General features: G+C 37.3%; 17 protein-coding genes. 15 read left to right on the top strand and 2 right to left on the bottom strand.

Translation table 11 applies throughout. The annotated features are described in order from the left end of the window. The first annotated feature begins 205 nt into the window (after positions 1-205). Positions 206-793, top strand: coding sequence for a hypothetical protein (locus ACFRAE_RS03460; protein WP_422795719.1), 588 nt, complete (start codon positions 206-208; stop codon positions 791-793). Between the two features lie 132 nt (positions 794-925). Further along, on the top strand, positions 926-1,063 hold the full coding sequence (locus ACFRAE_RS03455; RefSeq protein WP_422795718.1) for a hypothetical protein: 138 nt from the start codon (positions 926-928) through the stop codon (positions 1,061-1,063). Between the two features lie 799 nt (positions 1,064-1,862). Here the strand turns inward: ACFRAE_RS03455 and ACFRAE_RS03450 are convergent. Together ACFRAE_RS03450 and ACFRAE_RS03445 are read right to left on the bottom strand one after the other, a co-directional pair. Then, positions 1,863-3,638 (bottom strand): M14 family metallopeptidase, encoded by a 1,776-nt coding sequence (locus ACFRAE_RS03450; RefSeq protein WP_422795717.1) that lies wholly within the window; start codon positions 3,636-3,638, stop codon positions 1,863-1,865. Between the two features lie 8 nt (positions 3,639-3,646). Beyond that, positions 3,647-5,266: a M14 family zinc carboxypeptidase gene (locus ACFRAE_RS03445; RefSeq protein WP_422795716.1), complete on the bottom strand. Its 1,620-nt coding sequence runs from the start codon at positions 5,264-5,266 to the stop codon at positions 3,647-3,649. A gap of 315 nt (positions 5,267-5,581) precedes the next feature. Here ACFRAE_RS03445 and atpD point away from each other — a divergent pair, with 315 nt between their 5' ends. From atpD to ACFRAE_RS03380, 13 genes are all read left to right on the top strand, one after another. Further along, positions 5,582-7,084 carry a F0F1 ATP synthase subunit beta gene (gene atpD / locus ACFRAE_RS03440; protein ID WP_422795715.1) on the top strand — a complete coding sequence of 501 codons (1,503 nt, stop codon included), beginning with the start codon at positions 5,582-5,584 and terminating at the stop codon, positions 7,082-7,084. A 117-nt stretch (positions 7,085-7,201) separates the two neighbouring features. Next, entirely contained in the window at positions 7,202-7,447 is a 246-nt protein-coding gene (gene atpC, locus ACFRAE_RS03435) for an ATP synthase F1 subunit epsilon (protein WP_422795714.1), read from the top strand. A 436-nt stretch (positions 7,448-7,883) separates the two neighbouring features. Then, positions 7,884-8,774, top strand: coding sequence for a branched-chain amino acid transaminase (locus tag ACFRAE_RS03430; protein ID WP_422795713.1), 891 nt, complete (start codon positions 7,884-7,886; stop codon positions 8,772-8,774). Further along, entirely contained in the window at positions 8,758-10,458 is a 1,701-nt protein-coding gene (gene ilvD / locus ACFRAE_RS03425; protein ID WP_422795712.1) for a dihydroxy-acid dehydratase, read from the top strand. Before ACFRAE_RS03430 ends, ilvD begins: the two co-directional genes overlap by 17 nt. A gap of 155 nt (positions 10,459-10,613) precedes the next feature. Next, positions 10,614-12,356, top strand: coding sequence for a biosynthetic-type acetolactate synthase large subunit (gene ilvB, locus ACFRAE_RS03420; RefSeq protein ID WP_422795711.1), 1,743 nt, complete (start codon positions 10,614-10,616; stop codon positions 12,354-12,356). Position 12,357: 1 nt separating this feature from the next. Next, a complete protein-coding gene (ilvN, locus tag ACFRAE_RS03415; RefSeq protein ID WP_422795710.1) occupies positions 12,358-12,948 on the top strand; it encodes an acetolactate synthase small subunit in 591 nt (196 codons plus the stop codon). A 33-nt stretch (positions 12,949-12,981) separates the two neighbouring features. Beyond that, a complete protein-coding gene (locus ACFRAE_RS03410; RefSeq protein WP_422795709.1) occupies positions 12,982-13,452 on the top strand; it encodes a DinB family protein in 471 nt (156 codons plus the stop codon). Between the two features lie 37 nt (positions 13,453-13,489). Further along, on the top strand, positions 13,490-14,971 hold the full coding sequence (gene ilvC / locus ACFRAE_RS03405; RefSeq protein WP_422795708.1) for a ketol-acid reductoisomerase: 1,482 nt from the start codon (positions 13,490-13,492) through the stop codon (positions 14,969-14,971). 107 nt (positions 14,972-15,078) lie between these two features. After that, the gene (gene leuC / locus ACFRAE_RS03400; protein ID WP_422795707.1) at positions 15,079-16,476 is read left to right on the top strand and encodes a 3-isopropylmalate dehydratase large subunit; all 1,398 of its coding nucleotides are present in this window, start codon (positions 15,079-15,081) and stop codon (positions 16,474-16,476) included. Positions 16,477-16,485: 9 nt separating this feature from the next. Next, on the top strand, positions 16,486-17,070 hold the full coding sequence (leuD, locus tag ACFRAE_RS03395) for a 3-isopropylmalate dehydratase small subunit (RefSeq protein ID WP_422795706.1): 585 nt from the start codon (positions 16,486-16,488) through the stop codon (positions 17,068-17,070). Further along, a complete protein-coding gene (locus tag ACFRAE_RS03390; RefSeq protein ID WP_422795705.1) occupies positions 17,070-18,533 on the top strand; it encodes an ATP-binding cassette domain-containing protein in 1,464 nt (487 codons plus the stop codon). The genes leuD and ACFRAE_RS03390 overlap by 1 nt, the downstream gene beginning before the upstream one ends. Before the next feature lie 3 nt (positions 18,534-18,536). Beyond that, positions 18,537-19,616, top strand: a complete 1,080-nt coding sequence (leuB, locus tag ACFRAE_RS03385) for a 3-isopropylmalate dehydrogenase (RefSeq protein ID WP_422795704.1) — start codon at positions 18,537-18,539, stop codon at positions 19,614-19,616. A 28-nt stretch (positions 19,617-19,644) separates the two neighbouring features. Continuing rightward, entirely contained in the window at positions 19,645-20,805 is a 1,161-nt protein-coding gene (locus tag ACFRAE_RS03380; protein ID WP_422795703.1) for a 2-isopropylmalate synthase, read from the top strand. Positions 20,806-20,851: the final 46 nt, after the last annotated feature.

Below are 20,851 nucleotides of genomic sequence, written 5' to 3'. Positions count from 1 at the left end.
AAACTTGATATTAAATAAGTTTAGCTACTGAAAAAAAAGAAATAACTGAACGTAGAATCGCTAAAGAACAATCGCATTCCTTAAGATTAAGTAATTTTAAAAAAGTATTAATCTATTTATTAAACAGGTTAAATTTGAGTTTATTTTAGATTTTTTAATTAAATTGCTAAACTTGATTTTATTAAGCGAGAAAAACATTTTTAATATGCGAATTTTATCTTTTTTAGTATTGTTTTGGGTGTTAACACCTACAGTGTTTGGTCAAACACTTCAACAAAAATTACGGTCAACAAGTCTAGATAGCCAATTTGTGATTTTAAACATTCAATCTAGATCTCAAGATGCGGACTTCAAAATAATTAGGAAAAGCAATTTGGACATCATCCGCCAAAATGTAAAAGATTCCTTAAGTAGATACAAAAAAGAAATCACCGAGCTGAATGGTAGTGCATCTTCTTCCGCTGGAAGTATCAAAGGATTGAAGGATTCTGTGCAGCATTTATCCGCAAGCTTAGAAGTAGAGCAAAATAAAACCGACAGCATCAGTTTTTTGGGTATTAATTTCTCCAAAAGTTCCTATCATACCTTAGTATGGTCAATTATTATCGTTCTCGGATTAGCTTTCTTTGCAACTTTGGTTGCTTTCCGAAAAGCGAAAGTAGATACCGACGAAAGTAAAAACACCGTAGACCAATTACAGGAAGAACTGCAAAATCTCCGTAAAAAATCTATGGAAAAGGAACAATTGCTCAAACGCCAATTATTGGACGAACAATTGAAACGAAATTCTTAAATTCTAAGAGATTAGATTTTAGTAATTAAAACATAAGCCTGAGCTGTACGCTCAGGCTTTTTTATTTCTAAGCATGTCTTAGTGTTTATTTAAAAACGTTTAAAAATCATTCAATACTCCATTGGATTAACTATGGAGATTCATCGGAAATTTACAAATAAGATCCAAACGATGTCCGACGAAGATCCGAAGGAGAAGCGTCTAAAAGCTGAAAAAGATTCTATGATGCGGACGATGGAATGTGGTAGATCCGCTTGCGGAGAAAAGTAGAAGATGGTCAGCATTCACCTATGCATTTAATAATCCAATCAGATTTATAGATCCTGATAAAAGAGATCCTATTTATGTTAAGAATTTTTGGGAGACTGTTAAACTTATTGGAGATGACGGTAAGTCCGACGATACGTCTTTCTAGTCAAAGGATCTGTTAAAAGAGAAGTAAAGCAGTCAACAAAAGCGGGCGAAAACTATCGAGGAGATTTGTCTGAAGGTAAAATGTTATGAAAGTACCTAAAGGTGGTGTTTGATGTTTGCTTTAATAGGTTTGTGTATCTCATGCACGTCGATGCAATGTACTGTTAATAAGAATAATCTTAAACTTTGGGATATTCGATATCTGTATTCGATATCTGTAGGTAAAAGGATTGAAAGCCCGATCTCTCTAGTTCGGGCTTTTTACGTTAGTATCGCCTGCATCTTATTTTTGGCGAGGAACGCATCGAGCAGTGCAAACACGTACTGCTTTTCACCTTCGTCAAGCGGGTATAACTGTTGAAGATGTAGAAGGGTATTTAAGAAGCTGTACGTTATCCGTTGCCGATTTTTTTATAAATGTGGTGCTACTAGCTCAAGCGTAGCTTCCTAAGGTTAAACGTCTTTTCGAGGATAGTGTTGAACCACTGATTACCTGATTATACTTATTTTAATTAAGGATAAATAATATTCAGTTCTTTTCAGAATAATCATTTCCTCTGTGGTTCGAAATCGAGTTAATGTACTTGAATATATCATCGCGAGCTTGCTTCGCAAGCTCGCGATGACGGCAGCAGTTGATCTGGCGGAGCCTGAGCTACCCTTCAGACTTCACCTGATGCTCTACTTTACCTCCTTTAGCGCTATCAATAATAATTTTAAGGTTTGCTGGTTTTCCTTTCACAATCCATCTTACTTTTACCGCAGACATCCCTTCAATACTAGGCACTTCAATTTGAGCGGGTTGAAAACGTTGTTCTACTGTTTCATTAAAATCCGCGTTCAAGACGCGCATACCGGTCAATACTTGTGCGCCTTCTAAATGAATAAGGTTTGGTCTTTCAATTTTATAACGCACATCATGATCGGAGTGAGTTGGAATAATCCGATCGTTCCATATCGTGGCATTAACTTCATATAAATTAGCACCCAAGGATTTTACCGTCGTTTCCAACACTTCTAACTTGGGCATATGGTAGGCATGATAAATGGTAAATGCGGCATTTCGATGAGCATCTTCTAATAATAAAAATCCTGGATGATTTCGAGTATAGTTCTTTTTAGCACCCCCTATTTCGATTTTACCAAATTGCGGATGGTCATATTCCTTCCAAGGCACATAGGCATCACCAAACATCAGGTATTTATCAAAATCAATATATTCATCCGAACCTCTTAATCCAGCATCTTCCTTGTTGTTAAACAGTTTATAACTGGTCATTAATTCATTGGAGAAGGTAAATATCCCACGAGTTAAAGCCAGAAAATCAATTTCACCACCATACACCGTATATAAATCTTTATGGATTACAATGTAATTATAACCTGGTAACATCTTAGCTCCTGCCGTTCCTAGCGCATCATATACTTGAATATCCTTTCGAGAATAAAATTGTTGATCTTCAGCTGCTCCAGGCCCCCTTAAAATCATTCCTCCATAATTATGGTAAGATTGTGCTCCTGCAATATTGGGATGTGCATAAATAAATTTCTTAACGGCTTGAGTTTCTGGCAATGTACCTGGATAATATAAGGCTCCATGCTGTACATAACTAGGCTGCCAATTCCATCCCCAATCGCGATTAGGATCATAGGTACCTGTTATATCCTCATTAACCAATCCATCTCCATCATTATCAATCCCTTCAAAACCCAACATTTCATACGCTCCAATTTCCCCAGGTTTAACCATCAGCATGCGGTTAGGATTTTCCGGATCTACTTTATATTTTCCGGTTTTAGTTTTTCGACGCATCATCACAATTTGACCATCATCATCTAAATCATCGTATAAATCTTCAGCAACCAACCCGTCACCATCATTATCAAATGGTCGTCGACCTGTCCTTGAAGAATGCATGTTGTTTGGTTCATAAATAAAGTATTCTCGAGAATCAGGGTTGATGGTTGGCGCAATATAAAACACTTTATCTTTCAATAAGTCCCGAATAAAATCTACTGTATGTACATTCTCTACTAAATACCAAGCCGTATACATAGCGATTTCGGAACCTTGCAATTCATTGGCATGGATATTCCCATCGATCCACATAGCAGGTTTACGATTGGCATCCCCATGTTTAAAATCTGTAACAGTCAATACAAATATATCTCGGCCTTCATAACTTTTACCAATAGATTCATATTTGACATATTCTGGGTAGGCTTTTTGCAGATCCTTATAAAATTGTTCCATTTGCTTTAAGTCATGATAGCGACTCCAATTCATTTGTACCTTAGGATTGGAGGGCGATCCTACAGCGCGTAGGCCAGCAATTTCTTCCTGAATATCGCTTTTTTTCTGTTGTGCATACCCATCAAAGATCCCAAACAAAAAAACTAATAGGGAAATTTTTATTATTAATTTCATCATGATATGGCTTAAAGATTAATGCTAATTGTTTTTTCTCCAGCGGATGGACACCCCACCGTTAACTGGACCTTACCTTTGCCTTTCACTAACCAAGAAAAGCTTTTCGATTCACCCGCCTTCAAGGATGGATGTAATTGAAGGCGCTTTCCACTTAAAAACTGCTGACTTTTTTGTAAATCCAAGATGGATTTCATTTTCGACACCTGTTTCAGTCGGTCTGCAATTTCTGGATAGGTTGGCATTTCACCTGTATTATACACGTTTATTTCTATTCGATAAATATCCTCTCCTAAAGCTTCAATCTTTGGTTCTGTGAATTCAAGGACGGCCATTGCTTTCAACAAGCGAACAATAAACCGTGTATGTAGGGTAGCCGACTCTTCTAAAAAATTCAGAGGAGGATTATGTATAAATCGTTCAACAACACCACCTACTTCCACCTCTTGATTTGGAAAAGCAGGATGATTTACTTTTGTCCATGGTAAAATGGCTCCTTGTATGGACTGATCTTTTACCCATAACATAAACTTCTCTTCAGGCTTACTCGTGGGTAAATTTATTTTTTGTGCACTAGAATCTTTTACCGCTGGCACCCACCAGGTAGGAGTAACAAAGCTAAATTTACCAGTATGGTAATATATGGTATTACTTAAATTACCTTTATTGGGATTCAACTTTGAGGCCTCTCCCAATGGTTTCATATGTTCATTGTAAAATTGACTAACCAAGTTAGATACTTGCACATCCTGATTGGTCCAGGATTGCACAATACGTTCGGATGCTTTTCGCTGATCAAATTGTTCTGCAATGGATAAATTATTCTGTAACCCAAAATGAAGTACTGTTGCAATTTGTGGATGATTGAAAATTAAATCAACGATAGCCTTAGTCTCTGGTTCAGATGCTGCATAATCGCCAGATTCTTGTTCAAAAAACGGATAATCAAAAGTAAAATTACGATCAATATTTACCCCTCCCTCGCCATCTTCTCCAAACCATTCATCCATATCGGCGTTTAACCCTTCTGCATAGAGTTCATAATTTCCTTTATCCCCTTTATTAGTTTCCACCCGTTGCATATAGTCTGCATTCAAAACATGGGGTTTATATGGGCCTACGGGCATTTTCACCCGCATCTGAGCGATTACTCCGTCGTTATTTAAGTCTTGAGGAGGATCTTCGTCCAATCGACCATCTCGATCATTGTCAATATTACGTGCATTCCCTGAGGACCAATGCAAGGCATTGCTATTTCGCTTATACGCATCAGGGTTTAATAAAGGCACTATCCAAATCGATTTTTTATCCAATAGTACATTCAGCTCATCAGCAGGCAATGATAGTAACTGTTGACTAACATTTAATGCATTAATAATTCCTGCAGGATGTTTACCATCTACGCCAGCAATGATTAATAAAGTAGGTTTAATCGCTGTTCCTTGTTGGATTTTAATAATAGGAATGTCTTCATGAGCATAACTTTTTCCTATGTTAGTGACCGTAGATTGTTTCAAAGATCCTATGGATTTAATTTGTTGTTGAAGTGCTTGGTATGTCGGATAATTCCATTGCGCAGAAAGCATTCCTGGAAAACTCAGACAACAGCATAGAAGCAGCAGATATTTCATAAATAAGGGACTTAGTTCCTTATAAAACTAAGGATTCTAAGACGCATATTCTGTCCTTTTGTAATAAAAACTAAAATTGTTTTAAGGAAATAGCATCATAAATGTGGATTCTGTTCTACCGACGAGTTAAAAAGTCCATGCAATAACTTAAAAAACAAGCGTCAAAAGTTAAAATGAATGGGTTTCTGAAAAAATAAAAATTAAATATGCTTATCTCTTTTGGTTTTAACTAGATAAAACTTATTTTTGCATTCCAAAATGGAGCCTGTAAAAAGGCTGTATTTAAATTGATTAATAAATTTTAGTCCCCAGAATATGCCCAATATTGGTAAAATAGCACAGATTATCGGCCCAGTGGTTGACGTCAACTTTGCCGACAATGAAAATCTTCCTAAGATTTACGATGCATTGTACATTGAAAAAGAAAATGGACAACGTGTTGTATTAGAGGTTCAACAACACTTAGGTGAAGAACGTGTACGTACAATTGCGATGGATGCTACCGAAGGTTTAGTTCGTGGTATGAAAGTGGTTGACACAGGTGCCCCAATCAAAATGCCTGTAGGTGAAGAAATTAAAGGTCGTGTATTTAATGTTGTTGGAGATCCAATTGATGGGATCAAAAGCTTGGATAAATCAAACGGTCGTTCGATTCACAATGTTCCTCCAAGGTTTGAGGATTTATCTACAGAATCAGAAGTATTATTCACTGGTATTAAGGTTATCGATTTATTGGAACCTTATTCGAAAGGAGGAAAAATTGGATTGTTCGGTGGAGCGGGTGTTGGTAAAACAGTATTAATTCAAGAGTTAATCAACAATATCGCTAAAGGTCACGGTGGTCTATCCGTTTTTGCTGGTGTTGGTGAGCGTACTCGTGAAGGAAACGATTTACTTCGTGAAATGTTGGAATCTGGTATTATTAAATACGGAGATCATTTCATGGAAGAAATGGAAAAAGGTCAATGGCCATTAGATACCGTTGATTTAGAATTAATGAAAGAATCAAAATGTACGTTTGTATTCGGTCAAATGAATGAGCCTCCAGGTGCACGTGCTCGTGTAGCATTATCTGGACTTACTATAGCGGAATATTTCCGTGATGGTGATGGCCAAGGAAAAGGTCGTGACGTATTATTTTTTATCGATAATATCTTCCGTTTTACACAAGCAGGTTCTGAAGTATCGGCATTATTAGGTCGTATGCCTTCAGCAGTAGGTTACCAACCTACCCTAGCTACTGAAATGGGACTTATGCAAGAGCGTATTACATCCACTAAAAACGGATCAATTACTTCCGTACAAGCGGTATATGTACCTGCAGATGATTTAACTGACCCTGCGCCAGCTACAACATTTGCTCACTTGGATGCAACAACAGTATTATCACGTAAGATTTCGGAATTAGGTATCTATCCAGCAGTGGATCCATTAGATTCAACTTCTCGTATTCTTTCTCCAGCGGTTTTAGGTGATGAGCATTATAATACTGCACAACGTGTGAAAGAAATTCTACAACGTTATAAAGAATTGCAAGATATCATCGCCATCTTAGGTATGGACGAATTATCTGAAGAAGATAAATTAACAGTACACCGCGCACGTCGTGTTCAACGTTTCTTATCTCAACCTTTCCACGTAGCAGAGCAATTTACAGGCTTAAAAGGATGTTTAGTAGATATCAAAGACACCATTAAAGGATTTAACATGATCATTGATGGAGAAGTTGATGAATATCCTGAAGCTTCTTTCAACCTAGTAGGAAGTATTGATGAAGCGATTGAAAAAGGTAAAAAATTATTAGCAGAGGCTGTTTAAGTTTTAAAAAAGATTGCTGACAAGAGCTATGGGATTTGAGAATATAATTTAATATTGTATTCTCAAATTTTTAAAGATCTCAGATCTCCTGTCGAACATCTCACATCTCAATATCGAATGAAATTAACTATAATTACTCCAGACAAACTAGCTTATGAAGGTGAAGTAACTGCGGTTACCGTACCAGGATCGGCAGGATCTTTTCAAATTTTGAAAGATCACGCGGCTATTGTGTCTACGCTAGAAGATGGTAAGGTCATTGTCAAGAATAATAATGAGGAAATTGTCATTATTATTAAAGGTGGTGTGGTCGAAGTTAAGGAAAACAATATCGTCATATTAGCTGAAGGAATATCCGGATAATAGCGCTATAAAAGATTATAAAAGCCCTTAAGACTTCCAGTTTTAAGGGCTTTTTATTTACAGTAAGATTTTCCTAAAATAAGTCCAGTTTTTCATCAAATCCAGTTCACCCATGCGCTTAGATTTTAAATAAAAATATACCCCATTTTTGATTTTTAGGAAGAATTTGGATAGAAATTGAAAAAAATAGCCATTTTAAAAAATATACCAATTTTAATTCGAGTCTACAGACTACAAAATTATATTAACAATAATAGCTATATTAGTAAAATATAATTTTCCAAAAATTATAAATACGAAATAATAAACTTATTCAAAATAATTAGATTGCCTATTGTAAAGAATTTTTATTCGGCTTAACTTACCATTGTATTAAATAAGAAGCCTTGTGTTTGCCTAAGTATTATGCTGACATAAGAAAACCATTGAGGGATTTATGGAATATTATAATCAAGACACGTTAATCTATTTAAACACTGATTTTGTGCAAGCAAGCAGTGCAGGAATAGATATGTTTGGACAATCCCTACATTATGGTTATGGTGCCTTCGAAGGATTGCGTGCCTATAGTACCCATAACGGGACAAGAATATTCAAAGCAGAGGAACATTTTGCACGATTAGCAAAATCATGTGAGACCATCGGACTTCCCTTTGAATGGGATAATCGAACGCTTATAGAAAAGTCCTATGAATTATTAGAACTGAACAATCTGCGGGAGGCTTATATCCGTCCCTTGGTTTTTTCAGGTTCAAACATGCATTTAACATCTTCAAACGTTGCCAACATCATGATTGCTGCTTGGGAATGGGGCCCTTATTTAGGACAAAACTTATTACGCGTAAATATTTCAAAGATTGAGCGACCAAATCCAAAATCCTTCCCTACTGAAGCGAAGGTTTCTGGGCAGTACATCAATTCTATTTTAGCAACTAGTGATGCGATAAAAAATGGATTTGATGAGGCCTTATTATTGGATCAAGATGGCTTTGTAGCTCAGGCATCAAGTGAAAACTTATTTATAGAAAAAGATTTCAAAATTTACACCCCACCATTGGGCAATATATTCCCAGGAATTACGAGGGAAACGGTGATTGAAATCTGTAAGAGCTTGAATTTTGAAATAATAGAAAAACGACTAACCATCAAACATATATACGAAGCTGATAGTGCCTTTTTAAGTGGCACTGCAGCTGGTATAATAGGAATTAAACAAATCGACAATATGATCTTCTCCGAAGATTGGGAAGATAGTATTGGCGCATCTATTCAACGAAAATATAAAAACTTAGTATTAGAGCAAGAGAATTATGAAGTCATCATCTAATAACGAAAAGGGGATCAATAAGTACAGCCGTATCTTCACCCAAGATGAAACACAACCAGCAGCTAAAGCCATGCTTTATGGAATTGGGCTTACGGATGCAGATATGGAAAAAGCACAGGTCGGTATTGCCAGCATGGGTTATGATGGAAATACCTGTAACATGCATTTAAATGACTTGGCACAAGTCGTTAAAAAAGGCATTTGGAACAATGACTTAGTGGGATTAACTTTTGGAACCATTGGCGTAAGTGATGGGATGAGTAATGGTACTGAAGGAATGCGTTATTCATTGGTATCAAGAGATGTTATTGCAGATAGTATCGAAACCATTTGTGGTGGACAGTATTATGATGGAGTAATTGCAATACCTGGCTGTGATAAGAATATGCCTGGCGCAATTATGGCTATGGGTCGCTTAGATAGACCTGCTATCATGGTTTATGGTGGTACTATTGCTCCTGGTCATTATAAAGGTGAAGAATTAAATATCGTATCCGCTTTTGAAGCTTTAGGTAAAAAGATTGCAGGAACAATATCAGACGAAGATTATGATGGCGTTATCCGACATACTTGTCCCGGTGCAGGAGCATGTGGAGGTATGTATACAGCAAACACGATGGCCTCTGCAATTGAAGCTATGGGAATGAGCTTACCTTATTCTTCCTCTAATCCTGCGACTTCGGAGGATAAAAAACAAGAATGTTTAGAAGTAGGTAAATACATTAAAATTCTATTAGAAAAAGATATTAAACCTTCCGATATCATGACTCGTAAAGCATTCGAAAATGCAATGAGAGCAATTGTGATATTAGGTGGTTCTACCAATGCAGTATTACATTTTATAGCAATGGGTAAATCAGTGGGTGTAGATATTAGCCCTGATGATTTCCAACGTATGTCTGATGAGACTCCAGTATTAGCAGATTTTAAACCTTCTGGTCAATATCTGATGCAGGATTTACATCAATATGGTGGTATTCCTGCTGTATTGAAATATTTATTGGATGAAGGCTTATTACACGGGGATTGTTTAACCGTGACGGGAAAGACCGTTGCAGAGAACTTAGCAGACGTAAAATCCATCATGGATTATAATCAAGCTATTATTCACCCTTTAAATAAACCAATCAAAGCTACTGGTCACTTGCAGATTTTATACGGAAATCTTGCCGAGCAAGGTTCTGTAGCGAAAATCTCTGGAAAGGAAGGGGAAAAATTTGTTGGTCCTGCACGTGTATTTGATGGAGAGCAGGATTTAGTAAAAGGCTTGGAAACAGGAAGAATTCAAAAAGGCGATGTTATCGTTATTAAAAATGAAGGTCCTAAGGGAGCACCAGGAATGCCTGAAATGCTTAAACCAACTTCATTGATTATTGGCGCTGGATTAGGTAGTACCGTTGCACTAATCACCGACGGTAGATTTTCAGGCGGAACACATGGTTTCGTTGTGGGACATATCACCCCTGAAGCTTTTGAAGGTGGATTAATTGGATTGGTACAAGATGACGACATCATTGAAATTGATGCTGTAAACAACAGCATTAATTTGCAAGTTTCGGAAGAAGAAATTGCCAATAGACGTTCAACTTGGACCCAACCTGCATTAAAAGTTACCAAAGGGGTATTGTATAAATATGCTAAAACAGTAGCAAATGCCTCACAAGGTTGTGTGACAGATTTATAAAGGAGAAATGCGAGGTGAGATTTTATAATTTGCGCTCATTTCGAATGTTTGAAATCTCTATATAATTTAAATAGTAAACAAAATACATTTATTCGGCAGAAATTGTTCTAAAACAAAATGTCTGAAGGCTAATGTTTAACAATAAAAACTAAAAAATGAGTACACTTGAAAAAACGGAAACTATGGAACCAAAAACCATAGCTGCCAAAACCCAAATCTCGGGTTCCCAAGCTGTATTAGAAGCTTTAATCCACGAGGGGGTGGATACCATATTTGGGTATCCTGGAGGGGCTATTATGCCAATTTATGATGCATTGTATGATTACAATGAGCAATTAAAGCATATTCTGGTCCGTCACGAACAAGGTGGAGTACATGCTGCACAAGGTTATGCACGTACCTCAGGACGTGTGGGTGTGGCTTTTGCTACCTCTGGACCTGGAGCAACCAACCTGGTCACTGGATTAGCAGATGCAATGATCGATAGTAATCCTATAGTCTGTGTCACCGGCCAAGTATTTGCATCCTTGTTAGGAACAGATGCTTTCCAAGAAACAGATGTCATCAATATTACCACTCCAGTTACGAAGTGGAATTATCAAGTTACGGATGCAACGGAAATACCTAGTGTATTGGCAAAAGCATTTTATATTGCCCGAACAGGAAGACCTGGACCCGTATTGATTGATATTACGAAAAACGCTCAAATTCAACTGTTTGATTACGAGGGCTATGAACGCTGTAATCATGTACGCAGTTATCGTCCGACTCCGATTGTTCGAAAAGAATATGTAGAGGAAGCGGCAAAATTAATTAATGAAGCAAAAAAACCTTTTGTTTTATTTGGACAAGGGATAATTCTTGGAAAAGCAGAACAAGATTTCAAAAATTTCATTGAGAAGGGTGGTTTCCCTGCCGCAAGTACCGTCATGGGATTAAGCGCCTTGGAGACTGATCACCCATTACACGTTGGTATGCTTGGGATGCATGGAAACTATGCTCCTAATGTAATGACAAACGAATGTGATGTATTAATAGCCATAGGAATGCGTTTCGATGACCGTGTCACTGGTCGATTGGATAAATATGCCAAACAGGCGAAAGTTATTCATTTGGATATTGATCCCGCGGAGATTGATAAAAATGTTAAATCGACAGTTCCAGTTTGGGGTGATTGTAAAGAAACATTACCGATGTTGACAGACCTGTTAGTGAAACAAGACCATACGGCTTGGGTTCAAAAATTTAGAGCACTAGAGCAAGAGGAAATCAAAGAAGTCATTCAAGAAGAATTAAATCCAAGTTCAGACATTTTGACCATGGGTGAAGTCATCAAAGTATTGAATGAATTATCTGGTGGAAATGCGGTAATCGTTACGGATGTAGGTCAACACCAAATGGTAACTTGTAGGTATGCAAAATTTAATAGTTCCAAATCCAATGTAACCTCAGGAGGTTTGGGTACTATGGGTTTTGGTTTACCAGCAGCTATAGGCGCCTGGTATGGTGCTCCGGAACGTGATGTTGTAGCAATCATCGGTGATGGTGGAATACAAATGACAATTCAAGAATTAGGAACCATTATGCAATTTGGCGCCAAAGTAAAGATCTTAATTTTAAACAATGAGTTCTTAGGTATGGTACGCCAATGGCAACAACTTTTTCATGATAAACGCTATTCATTTGTGAATATCACGAGTCCAGATTTTGTTGCAGTAGCCAAAGGATACTATATCGATGGAAATAAAATTTCCGAACGTAAAGATTTGAGAAATGCATTAAAAACGATGCTGGATCATGATGGAGCTTATTTATTGGAAGTCATGGTTGGCAAAGAAAACAATGTATTCCCTATGGTCGCACAAGGAACATCCGTTTCTGAAATAAGATTGAAATAACATGGAAAAACAAGAATATACCATCACCTTATATACTGAAAATTCCATTGGAATGATCGGTCGTATATCAGGGATATTTTCAAGACGCAAAATCAATATTGAAAGCTTAAACACCTCCCCTTCAGAAGTCGATGGAATACATCGCTTCACGATTTTAATTACAGAATCGGAAGAAGTGGTGAGAAAACTATGTCGTCAGATTGAAAAACAAGTGGAAGTTCTTAAAGCCTATTACAATACCAACGAGGAATTAATATGGCAAGAACAAGCTTTATATAAAGTTCCAGCAGATGTTATCGCAGAAAAAGCGTATGTGGAACGTCTATTACGCCAATATGGAGCTAATGTAGTCGTGATCAGAAACGATTATATCGTTTTTGAAACTGCAGGGCATCGCGAGGAAATAGACCGGCTGACCGAAGAATTGGGTAAATACAGTTTAATTGAGTTTGTACGCGGAGCTCGCATTGCAATCATCAAGGACAGTGCAGGTTTTCATACTAAATTAAAGCAATTCGAAAAAGAAGAGCCCGCACCAGAAATGGTGGAGAATGAATTCTTGGATCAACAAGATAAAGTTTTCACGATGTAATTGGGTTTTCAATAACCTATAGTTAACAATATAATGGATAACGTATTTAAATTTATAATAGCAAGTAGAAAAGCATTTATTCAGTTGATTGATAGTTTAACAATCGATCAGTTGAACCATATTCCAACAGGATTCAATAATAATATCATTTGGAATTTTGGGCATATCGTCGTGAGTACCCAAACATTATGCTATGTACGTACAGGCATTTGGGAAAATGCAGATTCAGTGAAATATGTTTCTGCGTATGCAAAAGGCACAAAGCCTACTTACATCGTTAGTCAAGCGGAAGTAGACGAATTAAAAACGCTCGCTATTGATAGCATCGTGCAAATAGAAAAAGATTATCAAGCAGGTGTTTTTAAGCACATTACACCTTACGATACAGCAACATATGGCAATGTACTACAGAGCTTTGAGGATGTTATTGCAACTACATCTGGCCATGATAATGTACATTTCGGATATGCTATCGCTCAAAAACGAATCATTAACAACAAATAAAAATCTAAACTGAAAAAATATTTTAAATAGTATTACAATGGCAAATTATTTCAACACATTACCTCTTAGAGAACAACTCAATCAATTAGGAGTAGCAGAATTTATGGACTCAGCAGAATTTGCTGATGGAATAAATGCTTTAAAAGGTAAAAAAATCGTAATCGTAGGTGCTGGTGCTCAAGGATTAAATCAAGGATTAAACTTAAGAGATAGCGGACTCGATGTATCTTACGCGTTGCGTAAAGAAGCTATTGAACAAAAAAGAGATTCTTGGAAAAATGCTACTGATAATAATTTTACAGTAGGTACCTATGATGAATTAATTTCCTCAGCAGACTTAGTTATTAATTTAACGCCAGATAAACAACATACAGCTGTCATCAATGCAGTTATGCCATTGATGAAACAAGGAGCTACTCTATCCTATTCACATGGTTTTAATATTGTGGAGGAAGGTATGCAAATTAGAAAAGATATTACGGTGATCATGGTGGCTCCAAAATGTCCAGGCTCAGAAGTTCGTGCGGAATACTTGAGAGGATTTGGGGTTCCAACACTTATCGCGGTTCACCCTGAAAATGACCCACAAGGAAAAGGTTGGGCAGAAGCGAAAGCCTATTGTGTAGGTACAGGAGGTCACAAGGCAGGTGTTTTGAAATCATCGTTTGTAGCGGAAGTAAAATCTGATTTAATGGGTGAACAAACTATTCTATGTGGTTTGTTGCAAACTGGATCTATCCTATCATTTGATAAAATGATTGAGAAAGGTCTTGATGCAGGATATGCTTCTAAATTGGTTCAATATGGTGTTGAAGTCATTACTGAAGCCTTGAAGCATGGTGGTGTAAGTGGAATGTTAGACCGCTTAAGCAATCCTGCAAAAGTTAAAGCTTTCCAACTTTCGGAAGAATTGAAAGATATCATGCGTCCATTATTCCAGAAGCATCAGGATGATATTATGTCTGGCGAATTTAGCAAGACCATGATGGAAGATTGGGCGAATGGCGATGCAAACTTGTTAAAATGGCGTGCCGAAACTGGCGAAACTGCGTTTGAAAAAACTGCAGCTGGTGACGTGAAAATTGATGAACAAGCGTATTTCGATAATTACTTATTAATGGTTGCATTCGTACGTGCAGGTGTGGAATTAGCATTTGAAACGATGGTAGAGGCTGGAATTAAACCAGAATCTGCATATTATGAATCATTACATGAAACCCCGCTTATCGCGAACACCATTGCTCGTAAAAAATTATTCGAAATGAATCGTGTTATTTCCGACACGGCTGAATATGGTTGTTACTTATTCGATCAAGCATGTAAACCATTATTAACGGATTTCATGAAAAAAATAGACAGCGATGTAGTTGGTAAAAATTACAATGAAGGTAGAGATGCATCGGTAGATAATATTACATTGGTTCAAATCAATGAAGTATTGCGTAACCATCCTGTTGAAATTGTAGGTAGAAAATTGCGTAAAGCTATGACTGCGATGAAAGCTATTAAAACTATTTAATTACTATTTAATTTTTCATAAATTAGAATGTAAGTTAAGGGGTAAAATTGTCGATTTCACATTTTACCCCCTATATTATTTAAAAAAGATAACAGAATACGAGAGATATGGGAAAAACATTAGTTGAAAAAATTTGGGATGCACATGTCGTCAAGAGTCAAGAAGGGTTTCCGGATATGATTTATATCGATACCCACTTGATCCATGAAGTCACATCTCCACAAGCTTTTGATGGATTAAGAAAAAGAGGATTGCCTGTTTTTCGCCCTACCCAAACCGTGGCAACGGCTGACCATAACGTTCCTACATTAGATCAGCATTTACCCATAAAAGAAGAACTTTCCCGTTACCAAGTAGATATGCTTAGCAAAAACTGCAAAGAATTTGGTATAGAGTTGTACGGATTAGGTCACCCCTATCAAGGAATTGTGCACGTAATTGGTCCAGAACTAGGCATTACCCAACCCGGGAAAACGATGGTCTGCGGAGATAGCCATACTTCAACACATGGTGCCTTCGGAGCAATCGCTTTTGGTATAGGAACTTCTCAAGTAGAGCAAGTCTTTGCAACACAATGTCTCCTTCAACAAAAACCGAAAACCATGAAAATCGAAGTCAATGGTGAATTAGGAAAAGGTGTTGGAGCTAAAGATATTATCCTTTATATCATTTCAAAAATATCGGCGGCTGGTGGCACTGGATACTTTGTAGAGTACGCCGGATCCGCTATTCGTGCTTTAAGTATGGAAGGTCGGATGACCATCTGTAATATGAGTATAGAAATGGGCGCAAGAGGAGGATTAATTGCACCAGATCAAACTACATTTGATTATGTTGAAGGACGTGAGTTTGCGCCTAAAGGTGCAGAATGGGAAAAATCCCTAGCTTATTGGAAAACACTGTATTCGGATGATGATGCTACATTTGATGCGGTATTAACTTATGATGCTGAAGCTATTCAACCGATGATTACCTATGGTACGAATCCTGGAATGGGTATAGGCGTTACGGAGCAAATACCAACAACAATTTCTCAACCAGATTCTGAAAAACCATCCTTTCAAAAAGCTTTGGATTATATGGGCTTCCATGATGGTGAACAAGTGCTAGGCAAACCCGTAGATTATGTATTTATAGGAAGCTGTACCAACTCCAGAATCGAAGATTTACGCCAAGTTGCAGCCTTCGTTCAAGGTAAACAAAAGGCGAGTAATGTCGAAGTTTGGATTGTTCCTGGATCGAAGCAAGTAGAGGCTCAAGCTAAATTAGAAGGAATCGATAAAATCTTTGAGGAAGCTGGCTTTATGTTGCGTGAACCTGGATGTTCTGCCTGTTTAGGGATGAATGAGGACAAAATTCCTGCTGGAAAATATTGTATTTCTACTTCGAATAGAAATTTTGAAGGAAGACAGGGACCAAATGCAAGGACCTTATTGGTTAGTCCTCTCACAGCAGCTGCCGCTGCCGTAACTGGAAAAATTGTAGATGTAAGAGAATTGGTATAATTAGAGTGTATGAAAAAATTTGAAAAACTTTCCTCTCGTGTAGTACCTCTACCGATTGAAAATATTGATACCGACCAAATCATTCCGGCACGCTTTTTAAAAGCAACAACACGGGAAGGTTTTGGCAACAACTTATTCCGTGATTGGCGTTATGACAGCAATGATCAGCCTAAAGCAGACTTTGTTATGAATAATCCAACTTATCAAGGAAAAATATTGGTAGCTGGGAAAAACTTTGGCTGCGGATCTTCTCGTGAACATGCTGCATGGGCGATTCAAGATTTTGGTTTTGATGTAGTGGTAAGTTCATTCTTTGCAGATATATTTAAAGGAAATGCGTTGAATAACGGTGTATTACCAATTACAGTTTCTGAAGAGTTTTTGGAAAAAATATTTGACCAAATCTTTGCAAAACCAGACGCGGAAATCGAAGTTGATTTAGAAGCTCAAACGATCCGTATAGTTGCGACTGATGATCAGTATGAATTTGAAATTAATCCATATAAAAAATCTTGTTTGATCAATGGATATGATGATATTGATTTTATATTAAGTCATAAAGCAGAAATAGAAATTTTCGAACAACAACGATAATGAAACCCTTTGTCCAAATACACAATCTATCTATTGCATATGCAGGAATTCCCGTATTGCAGGATTTGTCATGGACAATTTACCCTGGTGAACAGGTTGTGTTAGGCGGTCAAAGTGGTTCAGGTAAAACCACATTAGCCAAAGCATTGGCTGAACAAATGAACAGCAATGCTTTGGTTCAAGTAAATTATGCGAGCAACAGTCAATTAGCTTCCAAAACGATCTATATCTCCAATTGGTATCAGTTCACGAATTTGGAGGGTGACCGAAACTTCTATTATCAACAACGCTATAATAAGCATCAAGGTCATGATACCTTGACAGTACAGGCTGAATTACAGCATTATGCACATAAAGAAAATCTAAACTGGGAATCTTTATTACCAAAAATTCAACAATTTGGATTTACAGAACTTCTGTCTTCTCAACTGATCGAATTATCAAGCGGAGAACACAAAAAATTACAATTATTAAAAGGGCTTTGGTTAAAGCCTCAATTACTGCTTATTGATGAACCATATACTGGCTTAGATAAAGCTTCTAGGCAAGTATTGAACTGCTGGTTGGATGAACTTGTTGAAGAAGGTGTTCAATTAATTTTAATAAGCAATGACCAACAATATCCATCGTCCATCAATAGCTTTGCACATATTGTTGAAGGAAAGCTTGAACGTGTTTCAAAATATGAGGATTTGGTTCAAGACCGACCTCGGGAACGTAAGGAGCTACCAAGCTTTTTAAAAATAGCTCCTAATACACCTTTTGAATATGTTGCAAGATTACGAAACATCGTAATTCGTTATGACGAAAAACAAGTCTTAAAAAATGTTTCATGGGATATAAAAGTTGGGGAGCGCTGGTTATTACAGGGTCCAAATGGATCAGGAAAGTCTACCCTACTTAGTATTCTGAATGGAGATCACCCTCAGTCCTATGGTTTAGATATCGAACTTTTTGGACATAAAAGGGGCACTGGTGAGAGTATATGGGATATTAAACAGAAGATCGGTATGATCTCTCCAGAAATGCATTGGTATTTTGATCCACATGCTACGGTATGGCATACTATTGCATCTGGTTTTTATGATAGTATAGGTTGGTTTATAGACGTGAAATTTCAAGAAAAGAAACAGTTGGACGACATATTGGATTTTTTTGAATTGACGAACTATAAAAATCAGCTATTACATACGTTACCCTTAGGAAAACAACGCTTAGCCATGTTAGCTAGGTGTATCATTAAGAATCCTGCATTGTTAGTATTGGATGAACCTTGTCAGGGATTGGATGCCCAGCAGGCCCAATATTTCAATGATGTAGTAGATGAGTTAAGCCATTTTGGGAAAACCCTCATTTACGTAGGGCATTATGAAAGTCAGTTACCAAATAACTTGACTCATCAAATTCGATTAGAAAGAGGCGCAGTTGTAGCCCTAGAAAATATAGAAGAAAACGTTTTATAATTTATGAAGAAGAATATTCTTATTATTCCAGGAGATGGAATTGGACAAGAAGTCACCACCTGGGGTAAACAAGTACTCCAACATATTGCCACTCTATACGGCCATGAATTCAGTTTTGACGAGGCCATAATGGGCCATACCGCTATTGAAGCTACTGGCGACCCATTACCTGAAGAAACTCTTTCAAAAGCTAAAGCAGCGGATGCGATATTATTCGGTGCGATAGGCCACGCTAAGTACGATAATGATCCTTCTGCTAAAGTTAGACCAGAACAGGGTTTATTAAAAATTCGTAAAGAATTAGGATTATATGCCAACTTGCGTCCAATCTTGTTATTTGATGAATTGCTGGATGCTTCTAGCTTAAAACCTGAAGTATTAAAAGGTACTGACATCTTATTCTTTAGAGAATTAACAGGAGACGTTTATTTTGGCGAAAAGAAAAGAAATGAGGATAATACATTTGCTTCAGATTTGATGAATTATCACCGTTACGAAGTGGAACGGATAGCACGTAAAGCATTTGAAGCTGCGAGAACTCGTGGTAAAAAACTTTGTTCTGTGGATAAGGCCAATGTACTAGAAACCTCTAGACTTTGGAGAGAAGTCGTTCAGGAACTTGCGAAAGAGTATTCAGATGTAGAAACAGAACATATGTTTATCGACAATGCGGCTATGCAATTGGTAAAGAATCCGAAGAAATTTGATGTGGTATTAACCGCAAATTTATTTGGTGACATTCTAACTGATGAGGCATCTCAGATAGCCGGTTCTATGGGTATGTTAGCATCCGCATCAATAGGAGATGGAACAGGATTTTTTGAGCCTATTCATGGTTCTGCACACGACATAGCTGGACAAAATAAAGCGAATCCATTAGCATCAATTTTATCCGTGGCCTTAATGTTGGATATTGCATTTGGCCTCCAAGAAGAAGCTAAAACCGTAACTAATGCTGTTGCAGAAACACTGAAAGCTGGTTGGAGAACTGGTGATATAGCCAATGCTGACACCGCTGCTGCAAACATCTTAGGCACCCAAGAAATGGGCGCTAAGGTATTGGAATTTTTAACAAAGAATTAATTAAGGTATAAACATAAACAGTAAACGTATGTTACACGATCCTAATCACTTATATATTTTCGACACAACTTTACGCGATGGTGAGCAAGTACCTGGCTGCCAATTAACGACCAATGAAAAAGTCGATATTGCCAAAGATTTGGAACGTCTAGGTGTAGATATCATCGAAGCTGGCTTTCCTGTATCTAGTCCAGGCGACTTTCAATCTGTTGTCGAGCTTTCGAAAGCTGTTAATGATGTAATTATCTGTGCGCTTACTCGAGCGAATAAAAATGATATTGATGTTGCTGCAGAGGCACTAAAATATGCGAAGAGACCACGTATCCATACGGGTATAGGTTCATCGGACATGCATATCAAGTACAAATTCAACAGCACACGTGAAGAAATTTTGGAACGTGCCATACAAGCAGTGAAACATGCAAAATCCTATGTTGAGGATGTGGAATTTTATGCAGAAGACGCAGGTCGTGCAGATTTAGCATTTCTGGCCCAAATGGTCGAAGCGGTAATTGCTGCAGGAGCAACAGTAGTAAATATTCCTGATACCAATGGTTATTGCCTTCCCGATCAATATGGAGCAAAGATTAAATATTTGACTGAACATGTGCGCAATATTGATCAAGCCATCATTTCTGCACATTGCCATAATGATTTGGGTTTAGCTACAGCAAACTCTATATCGGCGATTCAAAATGGTGCTAGACAAGTGGAATGTACCATCAATGGAATCGGAGAACGCGCTGGAAATACATCTTTAGAAGAAGTGGCCATGATTTTGAAAGTTCATAATCAAGTTTTTGGCGGATTAACATCTAATATTGACAGCAAAATGTTTACCTATATCTCTCGCAAAGTGAGTGATATGATGAATATGCCTGTTCAGCCTAATAAAGCTATTGTGGGTCGAAACGCGTTTGCCCATAGTTCTGGAATACATCAGGATGGATTTTTAAAACATCGTGAGAACTATGAAATCATTAGACCTGAGGACGTAGGTTTACTGGAAGCAGATATTATCTTAACAGCAAGATCTGGTCGTCATGCATTGAAACATCATTTAGAACGTTTAGGTTATCATTTAGATAAAGATTCTTTAGCGGATTGCTACCAACGTTTTTTGATATTAGCCGATGCTAAAAAAGAAATAGTCGATGAGGATTTATTAATCCTAGTCAAAAATAATTAATTTAAAGGCTGTAGCAATACAGCCTTTAAATCTACCTATCAAATCT

Source organism: Sphingobacterium sp. HJSM2_6 (assembly GCF_049316305.1).
Classification (GTDB): domain Bacteria; phylum Bacteroidota; class Bacteroidia; order Sphingobacteriales; family Sphingobacteriaceae; genus Sphingobacterium.
The sequence above is the reverse complement of the archived record's forward strand: the minus strand, read 5'-3'. Positions and strand labels throughout refer to the sequence as shown.

Excerpts from the sequence above, each read along its gene's own strand:
- ACFRAE_RS03460 (WP_422795719.1), top strand. The coding sequence starts at position 206 with ATGCGAATTTTATCTTTTTTAGTATTGTTTTGGGTGTTAACACCTACA.
- ACFRAE_RS03455 (WP_422795718.1), top strand. The coding sequence starts at position 926 with ATGGAGATTCATCGGAAATTTACAAATAAGATCCAAACGATGTCCGAC.
- ACFRAE_RS03450 (WP_422795717.1), bottom strand. The coding sequence starts at position 3,638 with ATGATGAAATTAATAATAAAAATTTCCCTATTAGTTTTTTTGTTTGGG.
- ACFRAE_RS03445 (WP_422795716.1), bottom strand. The coding sequence starts at position 5,266 with ATGAAATATCTGCTGCTTCTATGCTGTTGTCTGAGTTTTCCAGGAATG.
- atpD (WP_422795715.1), top strand. The coding sequence starts at position 5,582 with ATGCCCAATATTGGTAAAATAGCACAGATTATCGGCCCAGTGGTTGAC.
- atpC (WP_422795714.1), top strand. The coding sequence starts at position 7,202 with ATGAAATTAACTATAATTACTCCAGACAAACTAGCTTATGAAGGTGAA.
- ACFRAE_RS03430 (WP_422795713.1), top strand. The coding sequence starts at position 7,884 with ATGGAATATTATAATCAAGACACGTTAATCTATTTAAACACTGATTTT.
- ilvD (WP_422795712.1), top strand. The coding sequence starts at position 8,758 with ATGAAGTCATCATCTAATAACGAAAAGGGGATCAATAAGTACAGCCGT.
- ilvB (WP_422795711.1), top strand. The coding sequence starts at position 10,614 with ATGAGTACACTTGAAAAAACGGAAACTATGGAACCAAAAACCATAGCT.
- ilvN (WP_422795710.1), top strand. The coding sequence starts at position 12,358 with ATGGAAAAACAAGAATATACCATCACCTTATATACTGAAAATTCCATT.
- ACFRAE_RS03410 (WP_422795709.1), top strand. The coding sequence starts at position 12,982 with ATGGATAACGTATTTAAATTTATAATAGCAAGTAGAAAAGCATTTATT.
- ilvC (WP_422795708.1), top strand. The coding sequence starts at position 13,490 with ATGGCAAATTATTTCAACACATTACCTCTTAGAGAACAACTCAATCAA.
- leuC (WP_422795707.1), top strand. The coding sequence starts at position 15,079 with ATGGGAAAAACATTAGTTGAAAAAATTTGGGATGCACATGTCGTCAAG.
- leuD (WP_422795706.1), top strand. The coding sequence starts at position 16,486 with ATGAAAAAATTTGAAAAACTTTCCTCTCGTGTAGTACCTCTACCGATT.
- ACFRAE_RS03390 (WP_422795705.1), top strand. The coding sequence starts at position 17,070 with ATGAAACCCTTTGTCCAAATACACAATCTATCTATTGCATATGCAGGA.
- leuB (WP_422795704.1), top strand. The coding sequence starts at position 18,537 with ATGAAGAAGAATATTCTTATTATTCCAGGAGATGGAATTGGACAAGAA.
- ACFRAE_RS03380 (WP_422795703.1), top strand. The coding sequence starts at position 19,645 with ATGTTACACGATCCTAATCACTTATATATTTTCGACACAACTTTACGC.